At 41.5% G+C, this 21,748-nt stretch carries 18 protein-coding genes; all 18 read left to right on the forward strand.

Annotated features, from left to right (window positions below; translation table 11 throughout):
* Nucleotides 1-22 precede the first annotated feature (22 nt).
* The 18 genes from PVV69_RS04695 (at nucleotide 23) to PVV69_RS04780 (ending at nucleotide 20,814) form a co-directional block, all read left to right on the forward strand.
* Nucleotides 23-334 carry a type IV secretion system protein VirB3 gene (locus PVV69_RS04695; protein ID WP_273721029.1) on the forward strand — a complete coding sequence of 104 codons (312 nt, stop codon included), beginning with the start codon at nucleotides 23-25 and terminating at the stop codon, nucleotides 332-334.
* Nucleotides 331-2,694 carry a VirB4 family type IV secretion/conjugal transfer ATPase gene (locus tag PVV69_RS04700; RefSeq protein ID WP_273756648.1) on the forward strand — a complete coding sequence of 788 codons (2,364 nt, stop codon included), beginning with the start codon at nucleotides 331-333 and terminating at the stop codon, nucleotides 2,692-2,694. The genes PVV69_RS04695 and PVV69_RS04700 overlap by 4 nt, the downstream gene beginning before the upstream one ends.
* The gene (locus tag PVV69_RS04705; RefSeq protein WP_273756649.1) at nucleotides 2,691-3,167 is read left to right on the forward strand and encodes a type IV secretion system protein VirB5; all 477 of its coding nucleotides are present in this window, start codon (nucleotides 2,691-2,693) and stop codon (nucleotides 3,165-3,167) included. The genes PVV69_RS04700 and PVV69_RS04705 overlap by 4 nt, the downstream gene beginning before the upstream one ends.
* Nucleotide 3,168: 1 nt before the next feature.
* A complete protein-coding gene (locus PVV69_RS04710; protein ID WP_273756650.1) occupies nucleotides 3,169-4,137 on the forward strand; it encodes a type IV secretion system protein in 969 nt (322 codons plus the stop codon).
* 10 nt (nucleotides 4,138-4,147) lie between these two features.
* Nucleotides 4,148-4,282, forward strand: a complete 135-nt coding sequence (locus PVV69_RS04715; protein WP_273756651.1) for a hypothetical protein — start codon at nucleotides 4,148-4,150, stop codon at nucleotides 4,280-4,282.
* A gap of 59 nt (nucleotides 4,283-4,341) precedes the next feature.
* A complete protein-coding gene (locus PVV69_RS04720) occupies nucleotides 4,342-4,656 on the forward strand; it encodes a type IV secretion system protein VirB7 (protein ID WP_273756652.1) in 315 nt (104 codons plus the stop codon).
* On the forward strand, nucleotides 4,646-5,314 hold the full coding sequence (locus tag PVV69_RS04725) for a VirB8/TrbF family protein (RefSeq protein ID WP_273756653.1): 669 nt from the start codon (nucleotides 4,646-4,648) through the stop codon (nucleotides 5,312-5,314). Before PVV69_RS04720 ends, PVV69_RS04725 begins: the two co-directional genes overlap by 11 nt.
* On the forward strand, nucleotides 5,311-6,174 hold the full coding sequence (gene virB9, locus PVV69_RS04730) for a P-type conjugative transfer protein VirB9 (RefSeq protein WP_273721023.1): 864 nt from the start codon (nucleotides 5,311-5,313) through the stop codon (nucleotides 6,172-6,174). The genes PVV69_RS04725 and virB9 overlap by 4 nt, the downstream gene beginning before the upstream one ends.
* Complete coding sequence (gene virB10, locus PVV69_RS04735; RefSeq protein ID WP_273756654.1) at nucleotides 6,167-7,372, forward strand: type IV secretion system protein VirB10; 1,206 nt, start codon at nucleotides 6,167-6,169, stop codon at nucleotides 7,370-7,372. The genes virB9 and virB10 overlap by 8 nt, the downstream gene beginning before the upstream one ends.
* A 7-nt stretch (nucleotides 7,373-7,379) precedes the next feature.
* Entirely contained in the window at nucleotides 7,380-8,450 is a 1,071-nt protein-coding gene (gene virB11, locus PVV69_RS04740) for a P-type DNA transfer ATPase VirB11 (protein ID WP_273756655.1), read from the forward strand.
* Between the two features lie 86 nt (nucleotides 8,451-8,536).
* Complete coding sequence (locus PVV69_RS04745) at nucleotides 8,537-8,683, forward strand: antitoxin VbhA family protein (protein WP_273756656.1); 147 nt, start codon at nucleotides 8,537-8,539, stop codon at nucleotides 8,681-8,683.
* A 49-nt stretch (nucleotides 8,684-8,732) separates the two neighbouring features.
* On the forward strand, nucleotides 8,733-10,367 hold the full coding sequence (locus PVV69_RS04750) for a BID domain-containing T4SS effector (protein WP_273756657.1): 1,635 nt from the start codon (nucleotides 8,733-8,735) through the stop codon (nucleotides 10,365-10,367).
* A 151-nt stretch (nucleotides 10,368-10,518) separates the two neighbouring features.
* Nucleotides 10,519-12,435, forward strand: coding sequence for a Ti-type conjugative transfer system protein TraG (gene traG, locus PVV69_RS04755; protein ID WP_273756658.1), 1,917 nt, complete (start codon nucleotides 10,519-10,521; stop codon nucleotides 12,433-12,435).
* A gap of 105 nt (nucleotides 12,436-12,540) precedes the next feature.
* A complete protein-coding gene (locus PVV69_RS04760; protein WP_273756659.1) occupies nucleotides 12,541-12,963 on the forward strand; it encodes a hypothetical protein in 423 nt (140 codons plus the stop codon).
* 51 nt (nucleotides 12,964-13,014) lie between these two features.
* Nucleotides 13,015-14,613, forward strand: coding sequence for a BID domain-containing T4SS effector (locus PVV69_RS04765; RefSeq protein ID WP_273756660.1), 1,599 nt, complete (start codon nucleotides 13,015-13,017; stop codon nucleotides 14,611-14,613).
* A 313-nt stretch (nucleotides 14,614-14,926) separates the two neighbouring features.
* Entirely contained in the window at nucleotides 14,927-16,168 is a 1,242-nt protein-coding gene (locus tag PVV69_RS04770; protein ID WP_273756661.1) for a BID domain-containing T4SS effector, read from the forward strand.
* 322 nt (nucleotides 16,169-16,490) lie between these two features.
* Nucleotides 16,491-17,897, forward strand: coding sequence for a BID domain-containing T4SS effector (locus PVV69_RS04775; RefSeq protein ID WP_273756662.1), 1,407 nt, complete (start codon nucleotides 16,491-16,493; stop codon nucleotides 17,895-17,897).
* Between the two features lie 250 nt (nucleotides 17,898-18,147).
* Nucleotides 18,148-20,814, forward strand: a complete 2,667-nt coding sequence (locus PVV69_RS04780) for a BID domain-containing T4SS effector (RefSeq protein WP_273756663.1) — start codon at nucleotides 18,148-18,150, stop codon at nucleotides 20,812-20,814.
* The last annotated feature ends 934 nt before the right edge of the window (nucleotides 20,815-21,748 follow it).

Consider the following 21,748-nt stretch of genomic DNA (forward strand, 5'->3'; position numbering starts at 1 on the left):
TTAATTGAATAAGTTGGCTTAAATGAATGAAGATACTCTTTTCCTTGCCTGTACAAGGCCTGCCATGATTGCGGGTGTCACAATAGAAGCGATGGCGCTTAATGGTATGGCAACAACCATCCTTTTTATTCTAACCAGCGGTTTTACCATGATTGGCCTTGGCGTTGGTATGCACTTTGTTTTGCGTGAAGTCACAAAATACGACCACAATCAATTTCGCGTACTCTTTGCTTGGCTCAATACAAGGGGAAAACAAAAAAACATCACAAGATGGGGAGGAGGTTCTACATCTCCTCTACGTCTTATCCGTACTTATAAGGAACTAGGCAGATGAAGCAGACGGCCATCATGAAACGGGAAATTTTGCCTGAAGAATATATTCCCTATATACGCCACGTCAATCAGCACGTCATTGCTTTGAACTCGCGTTGCTTGATGATTGTGATGGCCGTTGATGGTGTGAATTTTGACACGGTAGATATCGATCAAATAAATTCCTTACACAACCAATTAAACACACTGTTAAAAAATATTGCCGATGAACGTGTTGCTTTATATTCTCACATTATCCGCCGACGTGAAACGATTTATCCAGACAGTCAATTTTCTTCATCTTTTGCCGCAACCTTAGATGCAAAATACAAAAAGAAAATGGTTTCACAAGAGCTTTATAGGAATGATTTGTTTGTTTCCCTGTTGTGGAATCCAGCATCCGATAAAACAGAACAGCTCGCTTCTTTTTTCCAGCGTTTAACAAAAGCCAAAAAAACACAATCTGAACCAGATCAGGAAGCCATCCGAAAACTTGAAGAGTTAAGCCAAGACTTTATGGAAGGTTTGGAAGCCTATAATCCACGTCTCTTATCCATTTATGAGCATGACGGTATTTTATTTTCTGAACAAAGCGAATTTCTCCACCAGTTGGTGGGAGGAAGACGTGAACGTATTCCCCTGACATTTGGCACCATTGCCTCAACGATTTATTCCGATCGTGTCATTTTTGGCAAAGAAATTATTGAAATTCGCCATGAAAGCAATGAACGCTTTGTTGGTATGTTTGGCTGGAAAGAATATCCCTCAAGAACACGCCCAGGTATGACCGATGGTTTACTCACCGTCCCCTTTGAATTCATTTTAACACAATCTTTTGTCTTTAAGAGTAAAACGGCTGCCAGTACCATTATGGGACGCAAACAAAATCAAATGATTAGTGCGGCCGATCGTGCCAGTTCACAAATTGTAGCGCTCGATGAAGCCCTTGATGATTTAGAGTCCAACCGTTTTGTTTTGGGCGAACATCATATTTCTCTAGCCGTTTTTGCTGATCATCCCAAAATGTTGTCTGAGAATCTCTCAAAAGCACGTTCACATTTAACCAATGGTGGAGCCGTTATTTCACGAGAAGATTTAGGATTGGAAGCGACTTGGTGGGCACAATTGCCAGGAAATTTTAGCTATCGTGCACGCTCTGGAGCGATTACCAGCAGAAATTTTGCAGCGTTATCACCCTTTCACTCCTTTCCCATTGGTAAACTGGAAGGTAATGTTTGGGGAACTGCTGTAGCATTGTTGAAAACACAAGCAGGTTCCCCTTATTATTTTAATTTTCATTATGGTGATCTTGGCAATACCTTTGTTTGCGGTCCATCGGGATCTGGTAAAACGGTTATTGTTAATTTTCTTCTCGCCCAATTACAAAAACACAATCCGACCATGGTCTTTTTCGATAAAGATCAAGGGGCCGAGATTTTTGTGCGAGCAGGAGGTGGCAAATACAAACCTTTAAAGAACGGACAGCCCACTGGTATTGCCCCCTTAAAAGGCATGGAATACACCGAAAAAAATAAAATCTTTCTTCGTAATTGGATCTTAAAGCTCGTCACAACTGAAGGACAAACAGTCACAGAAGAAGAGCGACAAGATATCGCCAAAGCCATTGATTCCTTAGCAAGTTTACCCCGTGCACAACGCTCTTTAAGCGCTCTTCAACTGTTTTTTGATAACACATCAAAAGAAGGAATTGCCATACGCTTACAACCTTGGATAAGAGGAGATGCTTTAGGCTGGGTGTTTGATAACGATCAAGATGATCTCAATTTAAATGCTCAATTTATTGGTTATGACATGACCGATTTCTTAGACAATGAAGAAATTCGGCGTCCCTTGATGATGTACCTCTTTCACCGCATTCTTGATCTTATTGATGGACGACGCATTATTATTGTTATTGATGAATTTTGGAAAGCACTTGAAGATGATTCATTTAAAGCTTTTGCCCAAGACCGTCTCAAGACAATCCGTAAACAAAACGGGATGATGTTGTTTGCAACGCAAAGCCCCAAAGACGCTTTAAACTCAACAATTGCCCATACAATTATTGAGCAATGCCCCACACAAATATTTTTTCCAAATCAAAAAGCAAATTATCAAGATTACGTTGAAGATTTCAAACTGACTGAGCGTGAATTTGAACTGATACAGTCAGAATTGAGCAGAGAATCCCGTCGTTTCCTTATCAAACAAGGACAAAATTCCGTTGTTGCAGAACTTAACTTACGTGGAATGAACGATGAGATCGCCGTCTTAAGCGGCACAACCAAAAATATTGAACTCGTGAACCAAATTATCAACGAATATGGAGAAGACCCCGATCAATGGCTCCCCATATTTCATCAAAGGAGAGAACGTCAATGAAAAAATATAGCTTAATCACACTGTTATCTTTATCTTTCATCCCATATGCAAATGCACAATCCCACTCCGAAGCAGATGAATATTATAAAAGTGCATTAGAAAGTACACAGAAAGGAGAAGCTTCCACATCACAAACAGCTGAATCGATTTACGCATCGACAACTGAAACTACCCAAAAAATTGAGGAAATAAAGGAAAAAATTGAAAAGTTAAAATTAAAAACAGAGACAAAACCTGAAGAACTGCAAGCGCATCGACAAGAGCTTCAAGCAGAACTCTCCCTTCTTCAAGCAAAGCTTCAAACAGATAGTATAAAACTTCAATATCTCTCTATGGTTCAAGCAAAAAATAGCAAAACCAAAGAAGAGATTCAGGAAGAAACAGCGCAAGGAGAGCGTCAAAAGCTTCAAGAGAAAATCGCAGAAAAAGAAAAACAATTAGAAGCAAAAGTAAAAATAAAAGTTGAGAGATAGAATGTCCGACTTTAAGTTTTCCCCGTTTGGGACTGTTTCTGAATATATTGTAGCACCACTCGACAAGGTGATAAACACCACGGTGAGTGGGCTATCTTCTGCAATTTCAGCGCCACTTAATCTTGCTGCAATTATTTTTACCTTTTTATATGGCTATAATGTTATGACAGGTCGTGTAGCTCTTTCTACGCATAGTCTCCTCAATAATGTGGTTAAAATCGTTGTTGTCACAACAATGGCAACCAATGCAGATACATTTAACATCTATGTCAAAGATATTTTCTTTAAGGATTTAGTGAACGCTATTGGAAATGCACTCAACAGCAATCCTGCAAGCTCCAATGTCTTTGACTATATTTTGTTAAAGGCAAGTTATCGCTTTCAAGAAGTCTTATACAATGCTTGGTTTTTTGAAAAGATTGTTGTTGGTCTTCTTGGTGGTATAATGCTTGTGACCGTTATTTTCTTTTGTATCGGTGGTTTTATTGTGCAAATGTTTGCACAAGTTGCGCTGGTAATGATTATAGGTCTTGGTCCCCTCTTTATCAGTTTATACTTGTTCAATGTAACACGAAAATACACCGAAGCATGGATTTCAACTTTGATCAATTTTACCATTTTACAAGTTCTTGTGATCATGCTTGGAACGATTATATGTGAAATTATCCTGCAGGTTCTTAAAGTTTCCTATGAGTCAATCTATATTCTTTTCCCACCTGTCATCGTTATTTCGATCATAGGGGTTATTATCTTCCGTGCACTTCCAGGTCTTGCTTCAGCCTTAGCTGCTGGTGGACCATACTTTAATGCTGGTATCTCTTCAGGAGGTCAGATTGCTTCAATGCTTTATAGTAGCGCTAAATCGGGTGGAAATAGTATCGCTTCACACCTTACAAGTACAGCAAGTGCTGCAAGTAGAGCAGCAAGTACAGCATCAAAATTAGGAGGGCGAGGCCGTGGTCGCTTTTAAGAGACATCTCTTGAAAAAAACCAGAGCTCTTTTCCAAGCATTGCGTGCGCGCTCTCGCGCACGCCCCATACTCATACCCCATGAAACACTTGATATCCTTGGTTTTACACAACCCATCAAACTCTTTCATCACATGCTTTTGTAAGATCGTTGAGAACAAAAGCTTCTATATGTTGTATTCCAAAGTATTTGTGAGTTCAAAAAATGAAACGAAAAATAACTTTTTTTGTAATCCTAGCGATTGCCCTTACGGGTTGCGCCTCTCTAAGTGGCCCTAAAAAGCCACCACGATGTAATGGCAAAGTTACCCGTGCTTTAAATAAAGACAAATGGGATTGGGACAATAAAGGCATCATCCTACAAGAAAAAGGTGCAAAGCCTGTCACAACGCCCATCATTCTCAATACCCTAGAAAGTGAAAAAGCAACAGCAAGCGTGACACTTAAGGAAGCTACATTAAATCCCATAACCCAAGAAACGCTTTCTCATAGAACTGTGGAGGTCATGCGTGAAAAGTAATGAATTTGATGAATATATAAAAGAAGCACGCTCATTCGATATTGACCGCATGCACAGCATGCGGGTGCGAATGAAAATTGCTATGGCTTTTACAGTCCTTTTTGGCTTAATGACAATTGCTTTAGCTTTGGCTATTGCAGCATTAACCCCCTTAAAAACTGTAGAGCCTTTTGTGATCCGCGTTGATAATTCAACAGGCATTGTTGAAACGGTGAGCGCACTAAAGGAAACGCCAAACAACTATGATGAAGCGATAACACGCTATTTTGCTGGCCAATATGTCCGTGCCAGAGAAAGCTTTCAAGCCTCGGAGGCGGAACATAATTTTCGCTTGATCTCTCTTTTCTCTTCACCAGAAGAGCAAAACCGTTTTGCCAAATGGTATTCAGGCAACAATCCAGAAAGTCCGCAAAATATTTATCAAAATATAACTGTTACGGTAGCCATTAAATCAATCTCCTTTTTAAACGACGAACTTATTCAAGTGCGTTACTACAAAACACTCAGAGAACTAAATGGCGTTGAAAATATTTCCCATTGGGTTTCGATTTTAAAGTTTTCCTACATCAATGCAAAAATTTCAACCAAGGACCGCTTAGTCAACCCACTTGGCTTTCAAGTATCCGAATATAGATCTGATCCAGAGGTGATACAATGATTAGATTTTCTCAGATAATTTTAGCCTTCATTGTCGCAATGAGCTGTCATACAACCTCCTCATTTGCAGAAACAGCCCCCGTAAGTGCCCGCAAAGACAATCGCATCAGATTTGTCAATTATGACCCATACAATGTCACGCAAATCATTGGCTCTATTCGTTCTTCAGTCCAACTTGAATTTGCCGATGATGAAGAAGTGACCTATGTAGGCATTGGCAATTCCGTTGCTTGGCAAGTTGCACCGGCTGGCCACTTTGTTTTTCTCAAACCGCGCGAAGTTCAGCCCGTCACCAATTTACAAATTGTCACAAGCCGTCAAGATGGAACAAAGCGTTCTTATCAGTTTGAATTACAAGTGCGTGAAGGCGATGTTTCAGCAGGCAATGAAACATATTTCTTAGTCAAGTTTCGTTATCCAGAAGATGAAGCCTTACGGAAAAAATTAGCCGAAGCCGCCAAAGCTGAGCAGCGCGAAGCAAACTTTGTCAATGATGTTTTAAATATCCATGAAGATTTTGGACCACGCAATTGGGCTTATGAAGCACAAGGCTCAAGCCTTATTGAACCTTCCTCTGTCTATGACAATGGTAAAACAACAACATTCACATTTTCAGGCAATAGAGAAATTCCTGCCATTTACCTTGTCTCGCGTGATGGACAAGAAGCACTTGTTCCAAAATCAATTAAAGGCAACAAAGTTATTGTTCATGCCACAGCTGCGCAATTTACTTTGCGCCGTGGCAATGACGTACTGTGTATCTTCAATAAAAGGTTTGTGCCTGAAGGAATTAATCCCGAAACCGGTACCACATCACCATCCGTACAACGTAAAGTGAACATAGGAAGCAGCCATGAATGACAAAATGGATGAAAAAGACATCAATGATCGCGATACGATAAAAGATGCTCAAGGAAAAAAACAACAAAGCAATGCAGGGAAAGCAATAGCTCTTGTTATTCTTTTTGCTGTTTGTATTTATTTAGCATATTCAACGCTTACCACAGACACAAAACAACCTGTTGAACCTCCAAAAGAAGGAATTATTAAGCAAACAGAACGTTTCCGCCCTGCAGAACCAAAGCCCGTGGTTTTTGAACAACCTCGACAAAATGGTACTTTACAACAAAAGAGCCCTTTACAACGCAACGCTCTATTACCAAAGGTTGAACTCCCCACACCCACAGTAGACCAACCAAAAACCGCTGATGATGAACTACTCCAAGCAGCGCAACGCGCTCCTGTATTAGCCTATACAAACCCCCAACAGAATACAGGAAACACCACAAAAGATAATAGTGTTTTGCTGAACAAACTGGACAACACACCTGATGAAACAGCACAGCAATTTAATCACCTTCTCAAGCCAACAACCCTTGAAGGCATTCGCGCTTCAGCGCTTCCCAATCGTAACTTCATCATCACAATGGGTACGCCCATTCCCTGTATTTTAGAAACAGCCATCAACAGTGACCAGCAAGGATTTACCAGTTGTATCGTTTCCAGAGATATTTTGTCAGACAATGGTCGCGTTGTTCTCCTTGATAAAGGAACTCAAATTGTTGGCGAATATCGTGGCGGATTAAAAAAAGGACAAAATCGTCTCTTTGTGCTCTGGACAAGAGCAAAAACACCACAAGGTGTTATTATCGCATTAGCTTCACCAGCAACGGATACTTTAGGACGTTCTGGTATGGATGGAGATGTTGATAATCATTGGTTAGAGAGGATTGGCTCCGCACTTCTTGTGTCGATTGTCAGAGATGCCACAAACTATGCAAGGGAGCGTTTATCAAAAAGTCGAAAAAAGAAGGATAAGGAAGCAGCTGCTTCGGAAGAAAACGTTGAAACAGTTTCTGCGGGACAAAATATTGCGAACATTCTCACAGAAAATTACGCCAATCTTCCTCCAACATTGACCAAAAACCAAGGGGAAATGGTGAACGTTTTTGTTGCCCGTGATTTAGATTTTTCCAATATTTACAAATTGAAAGTCATCGAAAACAAAAAACAAATCACCAATCGAACCCTTTCAAAAAACTTTTATAAAAAGCAGTGACTTTGAAATGAACCAAGACCTACAGCATTTAAACGATGAAACCATCGCTATTGTTTTAACAAAACTTGAACCAATTAACGCTTTTTTGCAAGATGATAGTCTTTTTGAAATTGTCATCAATCGTCCCTATCAAGTGATGACGGAAGGAATTGAAGGCTGGAAAACCATAGAGGTCCCAGCTCTCTCGTTTCACGAGCTTATAGGAATTGCTAAAGTTATCGCGTCCTATTCTAAGCAAAATATATCTGACAAAAATCCCGTCTTATCTGCAACCCTGCCTGGTAATGAGCGTATTCAAATTGTCATTCCTCCAGCGGTCGAAAAAGACACCATCAGTATGACAATTCGCAAACCCTCATCACGGAATTTTTCCCTTGAAGATCTTGCAGATAAAGGTCTCTTTTCGCAGTGTGAGCAAATATCATTTACGCCCTTAAGTGATTATCGATCACGCTTTAATGAACTCAAAAGCGTTGAGCATGACTTAGCAGACGCTTACTGTAACAAGGACTTTGTTTTCTTTTTAAATCAGGCAGTAGCGTGCCAAAAAAATATTCTGATTGCTGGTAAAACCGGATCGGGTAAAACAACATTGTCCAAAGCATTAATTGCTAAAATTCCTGATGACGAGCGTATTATTACCATTGAAGACACACAAGAATTGGTTGTTCCTCAACAAAATCATGTTTCTATGATCTATTCAAAAGATGGACAAGGTTTATCCTCTGTTGGTCCCAAAGAACTGCTTGAATCTGCATTACGCATGCGTCCTGATCGCATTCTTTTACAAGAACTTCGAGATGGTACAGCTTTTTACTATATCCGCAATGTCAATTCAGGACATCCCGGTTCGATTACCACGGTTCATGCCTCAACAGCACTTGCTGCCTTTGAACAAATGACCCTTTTGGTCAAAGAAAGTGAGGGAGGAAGTGATTTAGAGCGTGATGATATCCGTGGTCTGTTAATTTCAATGATTGACATCATCATTCAATGCAAACGAATTGAAGGAAAATTTAAAGTCACAGAAATCTATTACGACCCGTTCAAACAGCGAAATATCTTTGGGGGAAACTGAAAAAACACACCTTCTAAAAAAGATTTTTAAAGGCAATTCTTGAAAAGCTGGAAAGGAAGAATAAATGCCAATAAAGGCGCTAGAAAATGCTTGTATCAATGACACCAGAAGAACTGAAAAAGCGCCGTGAAGCAGTTGATGCAGCCATCAGCAGCCACGCCGTTGAAGGGATAACGCTTCATTGCAAAACACTTACAATTTTAGAAGCATATGCGAGGGGAAATATTTCATGAGAGGAGTTTAACACCCTTATGGACAACTCTACATTATAAGGAAGTAACGATGCCAAAAGCCAAAGCAAAGACAAAAAATAGAGACCAGACCTCGCCCCATCATTATGTCTATCCTAAAACGACAACACTCAAAAATAAATATGGAATAAAAGACTTAAAATCCTTTCTGGACAAATGCTCACATGATACAGCACGAGCAATGGGTGATCTGCGTAAGGAACCCCTCCCAGAACATTTTGATATCGCCTATCTATGCCATATTCATAAACAGTTGTTTCAAAAGACTTTTGAATGGGCTGGTCATCCCCGCCATATCCCTTTCACATTTGCAGATGGCACCACAGCCGCCATGCCAGAAATGAAAAGAACGGGGTGGGAAAATCCTTTTGCAATCGGTGATGAGGTTCAACAAGGCTTACAAAGATTAGAGCAAACACTTGTAGAAAAAGATAATTTGCAAGGCTTAACGCGTGAAGAATTTAACACTGAAGCAATAAGCTTATTTAACGCTCTCAACCAACTTCACCCATTCAGAGAAGGTAATGGACGCACACAACGAGTATTTTTTGAAAATCTCGCTCTCGCAGCAGGACATCAGCTTGACTTTTCGCTTGTCACCAAAGAACGCATGATGCTCGCCAGTGTTTCAGTAGCAGAAAAAGGCGATCTAGAGCCTATGCAACATCTGTTTGAGGATATCTCCAATCCAGAAAAAATAAGCCTTTTAAAAGAATTTATGGGCAGCATGAAAGATCTGGGACGCAATGTGAATGATCGTCCTGTTATGGTTGTAAAAGAAGGTGAAACTTACACAGGCACCTATAGAGGTGCTGGTCTCAACAGCTTCGCCTTCAACGTAAAAGGTGCTTACATCATCGGCAATAAAGAGGATCTCACCCCAGAACAATTAAAAACATTAAAACCTGGCGACAAATTTACCTTTACCGCTCCCAAAAGCAGAGATCTTGAGAACACTCTTATCCCCAAAGAGACATTAGCCCCTCTGACAAAAGCCGAAATAGCGGAATTAATTGCCGAAGATGCCTGTGTCCAGACAAGTCGCAAACAACTCCAACAGTTGTCGAAGACTGTTTATGGCAGCTCGAAAAAATGTGATGATAAAATGATTGCGATTATTAAAAATCCAAGTTGTGGTCAATATATCGCCAATCAGATTGAACAAGTACCGCATTCTGTTGCTCCGCTTGCAGGTTTCAGTTTATGTGGTCTACAAAATCGTACACGCGCAAATGCTAAAAATCATGTTGAGACGCTCTGTGCTGGAGTGATGAATTTTACACACGCGGTACAACATGCTGAAAAAGAAATCTTGCAAGAACATCAAAGAGAACAAAAACGCCGTGCAACAGAAGTAGAGACACCAAGTCAAAACTTGCAAAACGTTCTCGCCTTGCCAAAAGAATTGCAGCAAGAGGCTTTAGCGAGAAATCCTGTTCTTCAAAAAGAGCTCAGTAATCTTGTAAAAAACGTCAATGCTCGTCTTTCTGCACAAGAACATAAAGCGATCAAAAATGGTGATCATGAAGCACTCGCGCAAGCTCTTGGCACATCTGTAAATAAAGCACAAGAAATTACACAAACCGTTCAAAAAAGCAAAGAACTATACCAGCACAGCCAAACACGTACGCTCCATTGTTCAAAAGTACTCGCTATGGCTAGCTAAAGGCAATGAAATCTCGTTGCTTTATTTTGAAACCATACTGAGAGATGTTTTGACATTCTCTAAAACCATGAAAGAAGCAAACCGTTTAGTAGCCTGTCACCGTAAAATATGAACAACAACAAATCTGGAGAAAACTGAGAGTCAGACAAAAATGAAATATACAAAAACACAGATGGCGCTTATTTTAGCGCCAATCGCTTTAGGGATTTTCACAATATTCCTTATTCCTTATTTATTGTCTTTTGTCACAAATGGGCTGGATAGCGAGCAACTTTATTGGTATCTGCGTTCAGAACCTTTATTAATACTGGTCATGGTTGCCAGTATATCGTTACTTTATAGTCTCTCACAAAAACTGTACCTACGCAAAGCAATCACATTTGTCTCAACTGTCTTTTTTGGCATCACAGCCCTCTATCATATTGGCAGTGAGATACAACGCTTAAGCCCTTATGTTGGTCAACAAGGGATAACTTGGAGTTATGCGCTCAAGTTCATGGACCCCATGGTTGTCTTTGGCATCATCATCAGCTTCGCTCTTTTATCAATCCAACTTATTACAGCCTCTCCACGCAAAAACAAGGTCAAGCGTGCCAAAAAAGGGATTTTTGGTGATGCTTCATGGATGAATTTGAGAGAGGCAGCTAAAATTTTTCCTGCCAACGGCCAAATTGTTGTTGGCGAGAGATACCGTGTTGACCAAGATAGTGTGTGTAATATTCCCTTTGCACCTGGCAATAAGACGACATGGGGGAAAGGTGGAAAAGTACCCCTCCTCACCTTCAATCTTGATTTTGGTTCAACCCATATGATTTTTTTTGCTGGTTCTGGTGGCTACAAAACAACCAGCACAGTGGTTCCAACATGTTTGACCTATCCCGGCTCTATCGTTTGCCTTGACCCTTCCACAGAAGTTGCACCAATGGTCAGATTTGCACGGAAAAAAATGGGCAATAGAAATGTTATTGTTCTTGATCCCAATTCTATTTTAACAAAAAACTTTAATGTCCTTGATTGGCTTTTAGACGACAGTGTCCCACGCCCACAACGTGAAGCCAATATTGTGGGTTTTTCCAAATTGCTTATCTCGGACAAAAAATCAGATAATTCTTCGGCAGAATATTTCTCGACACAAGCGCATAATCTTTTAACAGCTCTTCTTGCACATGTCATATTTTCCGATGAATATGAGGACCATGAGCGCACTTTAAAAACATTGCGTGAGATATTGTCTCAATCAGAAACAGCTATTGTCAATCAATTACGCATGATTCAAGAAACGACACCTTCTCCTTTTATTCGTGAAATGGTTGGTATTTTCACGGAAATGGCAGAGCAAACCTTTTCAGGTGTCTACACAACAGCTTCAAAAGACACCCAATGGCTTTCTTTGTCCAATTATGCTGATCTTGTCTGTGGTAATGATTTTGCCTCCTCAGATATTACAAATGGCAATACAGATGTTTTTCTCAATCTCCCTGCCAGCATTTTGAACAGCTATCCAGCAATTGGACGAGTCATTATCGGTGCTTTTTTAAATGCCATGATTACAGCTGATGGAAACTATAAAAAGCGTGTTTTATTTGTCTTAGACGAAGTCGATCTTCTTGGTTATATGAATATTTTAGAAGAGGCACGCGATCGTGGTCGTAAATATGGCACTTCACTCATGCTCTTTTATCAATCCTCCGGTCAGTTGGTCAATCACTTTGGAGAATCAGGCGCACGCTCATGGTTTGAAAGCTGTTCCTTTGTGAGCTATGCTGCTATTAAAGACCTCCAAACAGCCAAAGATATTTCAGAGCGCTGTGGTCAAATGACCGTTGAGGTTGCAGGAACAAACAAATCGAGAGGCTTGTCTTTAGGACAGAGCTCTTACAACATCAATTATCAGCAAAGAGCGCTGATTTTACCCCACGAAGTTATTCAAGAAATGCGTCAAGATGAACAAATTATTCTTATGCAAGGGCAACCCCCTTTACGATGTGGTCGTGCGATCTATTTTAGAAGAAAAGAAATGTTAGCAGCTGCTGAAAAAAACCGTTTTGCTCCAAAAGCAAAGAAATAATGAAAAATGCCTCTTTATGAGAAATGATCATCAAAACAAGAGCAACACTCTCAAAGGATAAAGACATCTATTTTATTTAAAAAGCCAGTTTAAAAGGAATCTCATATGCTCCAACAAGAAAAATATGGGGGAGAAAAATCTTTGAACATGGCTTTTATGCGCGTACTTCCCAACGCTATTCGTCTTTATAAAAAATGCCCCCAATACCAAAACAACGCTGGCAATCATGACCAGCAATCTCACGCTCTAAAGCCCCATCAAGGAGCTTTGGCAAAAAAACACCTCGAAAAACTCCCCCTTGTCAGCCTGACCAACCGAAAAGAACAAAGACTCTCCAAAAACATTTCCCCAAATACACAAAAGCAACCTGCATTAACAACAACGCGAACAGACTCTTCTCTCCCTCTCACAGAAAAAGAATTACAAAAGCACCAAGACAGGGAAGCAAACAACAGATCTATAGGCAAGAAAATGAAGCCAACTGCCCAACATTTCAAAAGAATACACGCAGGGGGGCTTTTTACATAAAAAGTTTAACACACCCTCATCAACACCCTCTATCCTATAAGGAGAAAATAGATGCTAGAGCAGAATTATCTGTATAAAAACACCAAAACCCTGAAAAATAAATATGGCATTAAAAACTGCCAAAAACTGTATGACCGCGTTGCCCGTGATGCAGCCAAAGAAGCAGTAAATCTTCGCTATGAACCAGCTCCCCAAAAACTTGATGCCGCTTATCTCAAAACACTTCATTGGAGCCTTTTCCATCAAAGTTTTGAATGGGCAGGCCAAACACGAGAAAAATCTTTTACCTTTTCAGATGGCTCTATAGCCCGTATGCCAGCCATGCGCCCTAAAGGACATGAAGTTCCTTTTGCCGTGGGGGGGCAGATTCAAAAAGAATTGAGACAATTAGAGAAAATGCTGCATACAAAGAACAATTTACGAGGTTTATCGCGCCAAGAATTTGCTGCAAATGCCGCTCACGTTTATATGCTTCTCGACCACGCCCATCCTTTTAGAAAAGGCAATGGGCGTGTACAACGAATGTTTATGGAAAAACTTGGACAAGTCGCAGGTCATAACATTGATTTTTCTGCTATAACACATGAGCGCTTAACCCAAGCCAGTATTCAAGCCATGCAGCGTAGTAATCCAGAACCGATGCACCATCTCTTTGAAGATATGACCCATCCCCAAAAAGCACAGCTTTTAAAAGAGTTCATCTCCAATATGAGAAACGCTGGACTTGGAGAAATCAACAATCGTCTTGTTGTAGCAGCAAAAGAAGGTGAAATCTATAATGGCATCTATAGAGGTGCAGGAGCAGAAGGTTTTGTCATAGAGGTGGGTGATGCTTTCGTTGTCGCGCCCAAAGATGATCTCACCCCGGAACAAGTAAAAACATTACAAAATGGCGCATCCATCTGCTTTGCAAAATCAAACGTACAAAATTTAACAGAAACACTCATTCCACAAGAAACACTACCACCTCTCAGCAATGAAGAAGTGTTCACAAGAGTTGCACACGACCCCTTCGTTGAAGCACATCAAAAAGAGGTCCAACGCTTATCAAAGCTCGTCTATGGCAACGCGAAAATCCTCAATGCAAAAATGGAGCTGATAACTGCCGATCCAAGCTTTGGTCAAGGATTTGCCGATCAAATTTCCCAAGATCCTCAATCGATCTCTAAGCTTGCAGGGGTAAAAATACTTGGCATGAAAAGTCCAGAGCGCAGACAAGCGCAACAGCATATTCCACAACTGAGTGAAGCACTAAAAAATTATGCCACAGCCGCACAACAAACAAAGGAAGGAGTTCTAGAACACCATGCAAGGCAACAAAATCGCTTGAGCCAATCTGTTGCAAAACCAAGTAAAGACTTACAAGACCTTTTTGCTTTACCATCAGAACAACAAAAAAATGCTTTGTCTCGTTCTCCTATTCTACAACAACAACTCCACAGTTTTTCGCGCCAATTAAACAATCGTTTATCACCAGAAGATCGTCAAGCCATAGAGTTAAAAGAGCACACAAGACTTTCTTGCCTCCTTGGTGTATCGGAAAGCAAAGCCAAAGAAATTGCCAAAACTCTCACTCTCACCAAAGAAACACAATGTCAGATGCGCAGTCTTAAAGTGAGCCGCTCCTCATCCCTAGCTCTCACAGGCTAAACAAAAAACAGAGAGATTTCCCTTTTTCTCTCATCCCTTTATGCGTAACATTCCCTCTTGAGAGTCTTCAGAGTTGTTATAAAATGTTACAAAAAAAAATTATCCAATAAGAGCAAGCAATTTTATATAACTTATTGATAAAATTTCACAAAAAAACTGTATTAAAGACATAAATGTCGATTATCCTTATCCCTGAATAGCGCAAGTCTTTGGAGGTCATTTAAATGGATATTTTGCTTTGTATAAAGAAGTCAAAATATAAAGGCGGAGAGTGCACCAAAGAGGTTTTCTCAAATATTGAAAGGAAACATGCATGAAAAAAAATCAACCGTCCCCTTCTAACCGTGTAGATCAACTAAGACAACAGTTTGAACGACAAAATCTAGAAGAACAAAACCTAGGAGCTGCTGGTGGAGAACCCCTTTACGCACAAGTAAAAAAATCACCAAAACAGCAGCGCCCCCAAGGACCAGCAGAATCTGCCTATGCATCCCCAAGAGCACCAGAAGCTGCCCCCCCATTCTCGCAAGATACGATCTATGCACCCCAAAAGCCACTAGGCAATCCCTATGACAGACTGCCTGGGAACCCAAGTAATGGGCAACGCGCCAAAAAACTAGTAGACCCCTATGCAATAGGAGATCTGAATAATCTAGGAAGAGATCCTGAGTCTCAACAACGAGTCAATCCCCTCTATGAGAGCGTTGGCGGGGGTGCAGGGGGTAGGCCACGTCCTGAAGAACATCTCTATGCAGAGCTTAACTGGGATCAAGATGGGCGCTCCCCCACAAAACCCGTAGAGTCTGTTTATGCAACCGTTGGCGGAGGTGCAGGGGGTGGGCGAAATCCTCAATCACCAGAACATCTCTATGCAACCGTTGGCATGGGTGCTGATGGTGGGCGCTCTCCCACAAAGCCTGTAGAGTCTGTCTATGCAACCGTTGGCATGGGCACAGGAGGTGGACAAGACTCTCAACGCCTAGACAATCCTCTCTATGAGGGCGTTGGCTCAGGCAGGACCACCCCCCCTCCAAGAACGCCGCAAGATGAGATTAGAACAAAGATGATGCAAACCCCAGAATTCCAATATACTGTATTGGAACTCCAAGAACGATGCCAAGTTGTTTATGGTAATCGGCATGCTTTAAATGAAGGACTCTCTAAGATTCTTGAAAATCCTGGAGCAGGAGACAAGGTTCTGTGGGAACTTGCAGCAAATCCTGAAGGACCTGGTAAACTTGCGGGTCAAAAACTCCTTGGCGTAAAAAGCCCAGCCCGCAAAGAGGCTGAAGAGGAATTTGGCTCCCTTTGTTCTACTCTTGAAAGACATATAGCTCAGGCACAAAAACTACACAGTCGTTTGACCCGTGAGCAGGAAAGAGGGCGTGGACATTCGAGAGAGGCAAGTCCAGAAGGGCAAGAACACGGTCGTCATCATCATCACCGTCGTCATCATCATGATCACTCACAAGAGAGAGGACAAAATTCTCCAGAGCAGCAGACGCGGGGCAGACAGAGTCCTGAACATGGTAAAGGAATGGCTTTTGCTATGTAAGTCTGCATGATATAGCAACACATAAATTTTTGCCTTTTAATGAATCTTTTTGGCGCAGTTGCAATTAAGCGATTGCGCCAAAAATTGTTATGAAATGTAACAAAAAAACGTTAAAAAAGAGCGCGTCATTTTATATAACTTATTGATAAAATTTCACAAAAAAACTGCATTAAAGACATAAATGTCGATTACAAGGAGGGCGAATAGCGCAAATCTTTGGAGGCTATTCCCATTAATATCTTCCTTTCTATAAAACTATAAAAACATGAAAGGGGAAGAGTGCACCAAAGAGGTTTTCTCGAAATATTAAAAGGAAACATGCATGAAGAAACATCAATCCCCCCTCTCTCCCTCAGTACATGAACTCATAGAACTCTATGAAAAAGCTGCCGCAGAAGTAGCTAACCAACCCCCACCCTCCACACCATCTTCTCAACAGCGCCAAGAACCATCTCCTCTCTCGAGAGCAAAAGGGCAAAAACAATCAAGCCTAAAAACTCCAGATGATGTGATATACGCAACGGTGACTTCGAAACCCGCAGAGTCTCTGAGCAGATATGCCGAAAGAATACCAAGTCCTCAAACCGTATACACGGAAGTTGCTCCACAAAGTAGACGACTTTCTCCTATACCAGAAGAAAGCGAGCAAACACCGTCTCTTTCAAGAGAAGAACAAACACCCTCCGCAACAGCATCTTTACCAAGAACAAGACTGGTTCTCTCTGAAGCGCAAATTATGGTATTACTACAACACAGCCGATTGATAAACGAATATCAAGAGCAAATCCGACGTATGTGTCAAACTGTTTATGGCAATGCAGATGTTTTGCAAGAAAAAATGGCGCAGATTCAAAAAGATCCTTCTACCGGAGATGGCTTCTCCACACAAATGAAAGTTGCCCCTGAAGGGCTTCATGACTTTGCCGGCAAAAAAAGGCTTGGCATAAAAAATAGCACACGCAAACAAGCAGAAGAAAGCTTCCCCACCCTTTGTGGCCTTGTTGACTCTTACGTAGAAGCTGTAAAATCTGTACGAGAAAACTTGCTTATGACCCCAAAAGCAGTGCTTCCATACTATGAAGATTCGCTAGGCAAGGAAGCGTTAGATAGAATCTTGCAAAATCCGCATTCTTCTGAAACAGAATCCGCCTCCCTATCAAATGAGGACATTTCTGAGAAAACAAGACAACATCCCATGGTCAAAAGGCACCATGCACAAATCAAATATTGGTGTAGAGTGGTTTTTGGCAACTCTGAGCTTTTACAACAACAAACTGAAGCAATTTTTAAAAATCCCGCTCTAGTAGAAGAGCTCACATGGCAACTTGCGGAATCTCCCCAGTCTGTTGGTAACTATACCGGTGTCGGTGTTGGTGGCTTAAAAAACAAGGCACGAAGACATGCTGAAGCAGGTCTTTCACACTTAATGAGCGCCATGGGCAATTATGCACATACTGTGCAAAGCGTAAGAGAGGAGCTTGCACAAACGCAGCAACAGCAAACAGCACAACAACATCCTGGATCATCTACTGAAACATCTCAAACCTTGCAGAAACAACAAGATTTCTCACAGTCTCCTCAATTATCACAGGCTGCTAAACCGTCTGAAAACTTAGTGGCAAGATCACATCCTGAAACCGCTGGACCTTCTAGGCATACACAAGAACCAGCCCAAGATGTGCGACCGCGTAGAACAACATCATCCAAAGCGATGGCTCTTGCCAGTTAACGGTGCATCCCTGTGGGCTTTTCATTTTGTTTCTTGGTGCAATCTCCACAAAAGAGTTTGTACCAAGAGGGTGTACGGTTTCATCAAAACACTCCCAATAACCACCCTAAATGATTGAAACTACAATATCAATCATCACCTCATAAACAACGCAAAGCTAAAATCATTCAATTGGGCACCAAAACGAAAGGTGAAGAATGCACCAACAAGATTTTCAAAACAATTTAAAACAGCTTGAAAGGAAGCTTGTATGAAAAAAAAACACCTCTCCCCTTCTGTAGCGCGCTTAGTAGAAACATTTGAACGAAATAATGAACAATCTACAGCAACACCAACGCCTCCTACCCAAAATACGCAAAAACCACCCCTTGCCAAACATCCAGAACACCTCTCTCATACAAAAGTGATACCACCCCAAACCCCTCACACAAGCGAGGATCTGCAAAGCAACACGACACCACAAGAAAGCCAAACACCACAGAGAAGAACTGCACCACAAAGACCACCCCGTGCAAGGGAACGACAGCAAAATAACACACCAACACAAGAAACCTTAACCGCACAGGTAAGAGTTGCACCGCAAAGACCACCCCGTGCAAGAGACAAAGAGCTAAATCCCAAACAGGCACAACAGGAAGAAGGCATATATGCAACACCTACCTCTCAAGCAGCACCACGGGGAAGAGGCAGGGGGCAAAATCCCACACCAACACAAGAAGATGAAGGAATATACGCAACACCCGCACCACAAAAACCACCACGCACGAGAGGCGGCTCTGTCAAGCAACAACCACAAGAGCCCTCTACACCGCCCCCCCAAGCAGCACCACGGGGAAGAGGCAGGGGGCAAAATCCCAAACCAACACAAGAAGATGAAGGAATATACGCAACACCCGCACCACAAAAACCACCACGCACGAGAGGCGGCTCTGTCAAGCAACAACCACAAGAGCCCTCTACACCGCTCCCCCAAGCAGCACCACGGGGAAGAGGCAGCACGCAAAATCCCACACCAAAACAAGACAGTGAACCCATATACACAGAGCTTGAAATAAAAACACCACCTCCCACAAGCAATAGACAAAGACGGGGTGCAATTACTGAACAAGAGCAAACCATATATACACAAGTTGCGTCATCAGGAATGACCGCTTCTCTCTCGAAAGAGGAAATGACCACAAAAATTAGAAGCAATGCGTTTGTTCAAGGCTGTAAAGACGAAATCCAAGCTTTATCTCAAACGGTTTATGGCAACCCCAATATCTTTCAGAAAAAGCTTGAAGAAATTGAACAAAATCCTATCCTTGGGGAAAGCCTTTCATGGCAAGTTGCAGCCAATCCTAAACTGGTTGGAGATCTTGCTGGAAAAAAAGTTCTTGGTGTAAAAAATCAAGCACGCAGAGAAGCTGAAGAGAATATTACCCCCTTATGTTTTGCCCTTGAAAATTATGCTGAGACTGTAAAGAAGGTAAGAGAGAGCATTGTACAGGGACATAGAGCAGGACAAACACTCCGCAGATCGTCAATGGATCTCAAGCAAATGGCTGAAGATCTACAAAAGCCGCGTAAAGCTGAACAAGAAATGGGTCCCCTTTCGCAGAAAGAAATGGCACGCAGAGTTCAAAGCAGTTCAATGGTCCAATATTGTCACGCAGAAATCATCTATTGGTGCACCGTTGCTTATGGCAACCCGCGTATTTTACAGTATAGACTTGAAGAAATTCAAAAAGTTCCCGACATGGCAGAAAATCTTGCATGGCAAGTGACAAACCACCCTGATACATTCGGTAAACTTGCTGGTCACAGTCTCTATAGCCTAAAGAATGAAGCACGCAAACAGGCTGAAATTGCTCTTCCACGTCTGGGTGAAGCCATCGAAGGTTATGCAGAGGCGATAAAACAAGCAAAAGAAAACATTTTACAAAGCCAAGAAGCAAAACAACAACGCCATGCACCGCCTCCCCCACAAGAGCAAAGCAAGCAAAGGCAGCAAAGCCTTTCAGAATCTCCTCAATCACCTGAACGCTCATCAACGCATCAGCATCAAGCAGCTGCTCAAGCCCCCACGCAAACCCATTGGGAACAGCTAGGTGCTAAGCCACGCACAACGCTAGCACCCGAACAACAAAGACAAGAGAGGACACCGTCTCCTTCTCCAACGCGAACAAAACGCCATGCACCGCCTCCCCCACAAGAGCAAAACATGCAAAGGCAGCAGCGCCTCTCAGAATTCCCTCAACCACCTGAACACCCATCAACACACCGGAATCAAGCAGTTTCTGGAACCTCTATGCAAACAGAACAGAGCCCACAAACTGTTCGACCACGCATGGTAACAACATCTCAAATGAAAAAAACTCCATCTCTCTCGCATAAAGAAATCGCAGCAAGAGTTCAAAGTGATCTCTCTGTTCAACGTGCTCTCATAGAAGTCTACAATCATTCTAACATTGTTTATGGTGACCCATTTGTTTTTAAATATCAGACTGAAGATATTCAAAAAATGCCTCTTCTGGGAGAAGGACTCTCATGGCAAGTGGCAAACTATCCTAAAATATTTGCCTCCCTTTCCGGAAGGCAAATGCTTGGTATAAAAGATAATGCACGCAAAAATGCTGAAGAAGCTGTTCCTTCTCTATGCTCTGCTATTGATCGTTATACAGCAACTGTAAAACAAGCAAGAAAAGACATTTTAAAGGCGCATGAAGAGCAACAAAAACTCCAAGAACAATCTCCACAACAAGAGGAAAACAGGCAAAGACAGCAAAGCCTCTCAGAATCTCCTGAACTGCCTGAACGCTCAGCAAGAGGCAGGCATCAAGAGGCTTCTGAAACCTCTATGCAAGCAGAAAAAAATTCACAAACCGTTCGATCACGGAAAGCAGAATCCTCAAAAGCCATGGCTTTAAGCGGCTAAACTTCATAATCTTTTATTTTGAATCCCATTTCTTGGTGCAATTCTTTCACAAAGATTGCACCAAGAAATATTGTAGAATATCACAGCAAAGAGCACACAGAATATCTCCCTCATTTACTCTCACGAACTGAGAAAACTTCCAAATAATATTGCATAACACAAACATTGCACCGGAAACTCTAGGCATAAAGCAAAATCTTTTGCATCAAAAAAAAGCCTGTTCTTTTTGATAAAAAACATGAACGATAAAGTGGAGTGTGCGCAAAACAAGCTTTCAAAATGGATATTTGTCTTGCAAAAGCGTAAAAGGAAACATCTATGAGAAGCAACAAACCCCTGCTATACTTTTCGCGCTAGAAGAAATACAAAAACACCGCAAAACAATCAATGCAGCCGTCTATCAGCAAATAAATAAAGCATCGCAGAATTTCTTTTACCAAAGCGAGCAAGGTACTCAAAAATCAATATAGCATGACCAACCCAGAAATATAAAAAAACAATGTTCTCATGATGAAGAACAAGAAACGATCAAACAAGAAAAACAGAGACAGTAAAATGTTCCACCGTGTAAAACCAATGGCGTAAAAGCAATGGCGGTGCATACATAAGATTGGATGTTTTCGCTCTATCTCAAGCGAGATCACAGTCATGCCCCTTTCCTCCATCAATTGCCTGTTTTAGAGAAGAGAAAATGTAAGTGAATACCGATTTATAGAAGGATGAAAAATACTCAACAAATAAGAGGCAGTCTGTTTATGCACAGACAAAAACCGTAGTTTTAAGTATCTTAAAGCAGTAATATAAAACACCATTGGATTGCATATTCATGCACTTGCTTTAATTCTTAAGATCCCCAAGCCCATTTCGTGAGCGTCATCCGTGAATGGTATAACGATAAAACCATTAAGAACCATTCTCTTTACGCTTGTAAAAA

It is taken from the genome of Bartonella sp. MM73XJBT, assembly GCF_028618465.1.
Lineage (GTDB): Bacteria > Pseudomonadota > Alphaproteobacteria > Rhizobiales > Rhizobiaceae > Bartonella.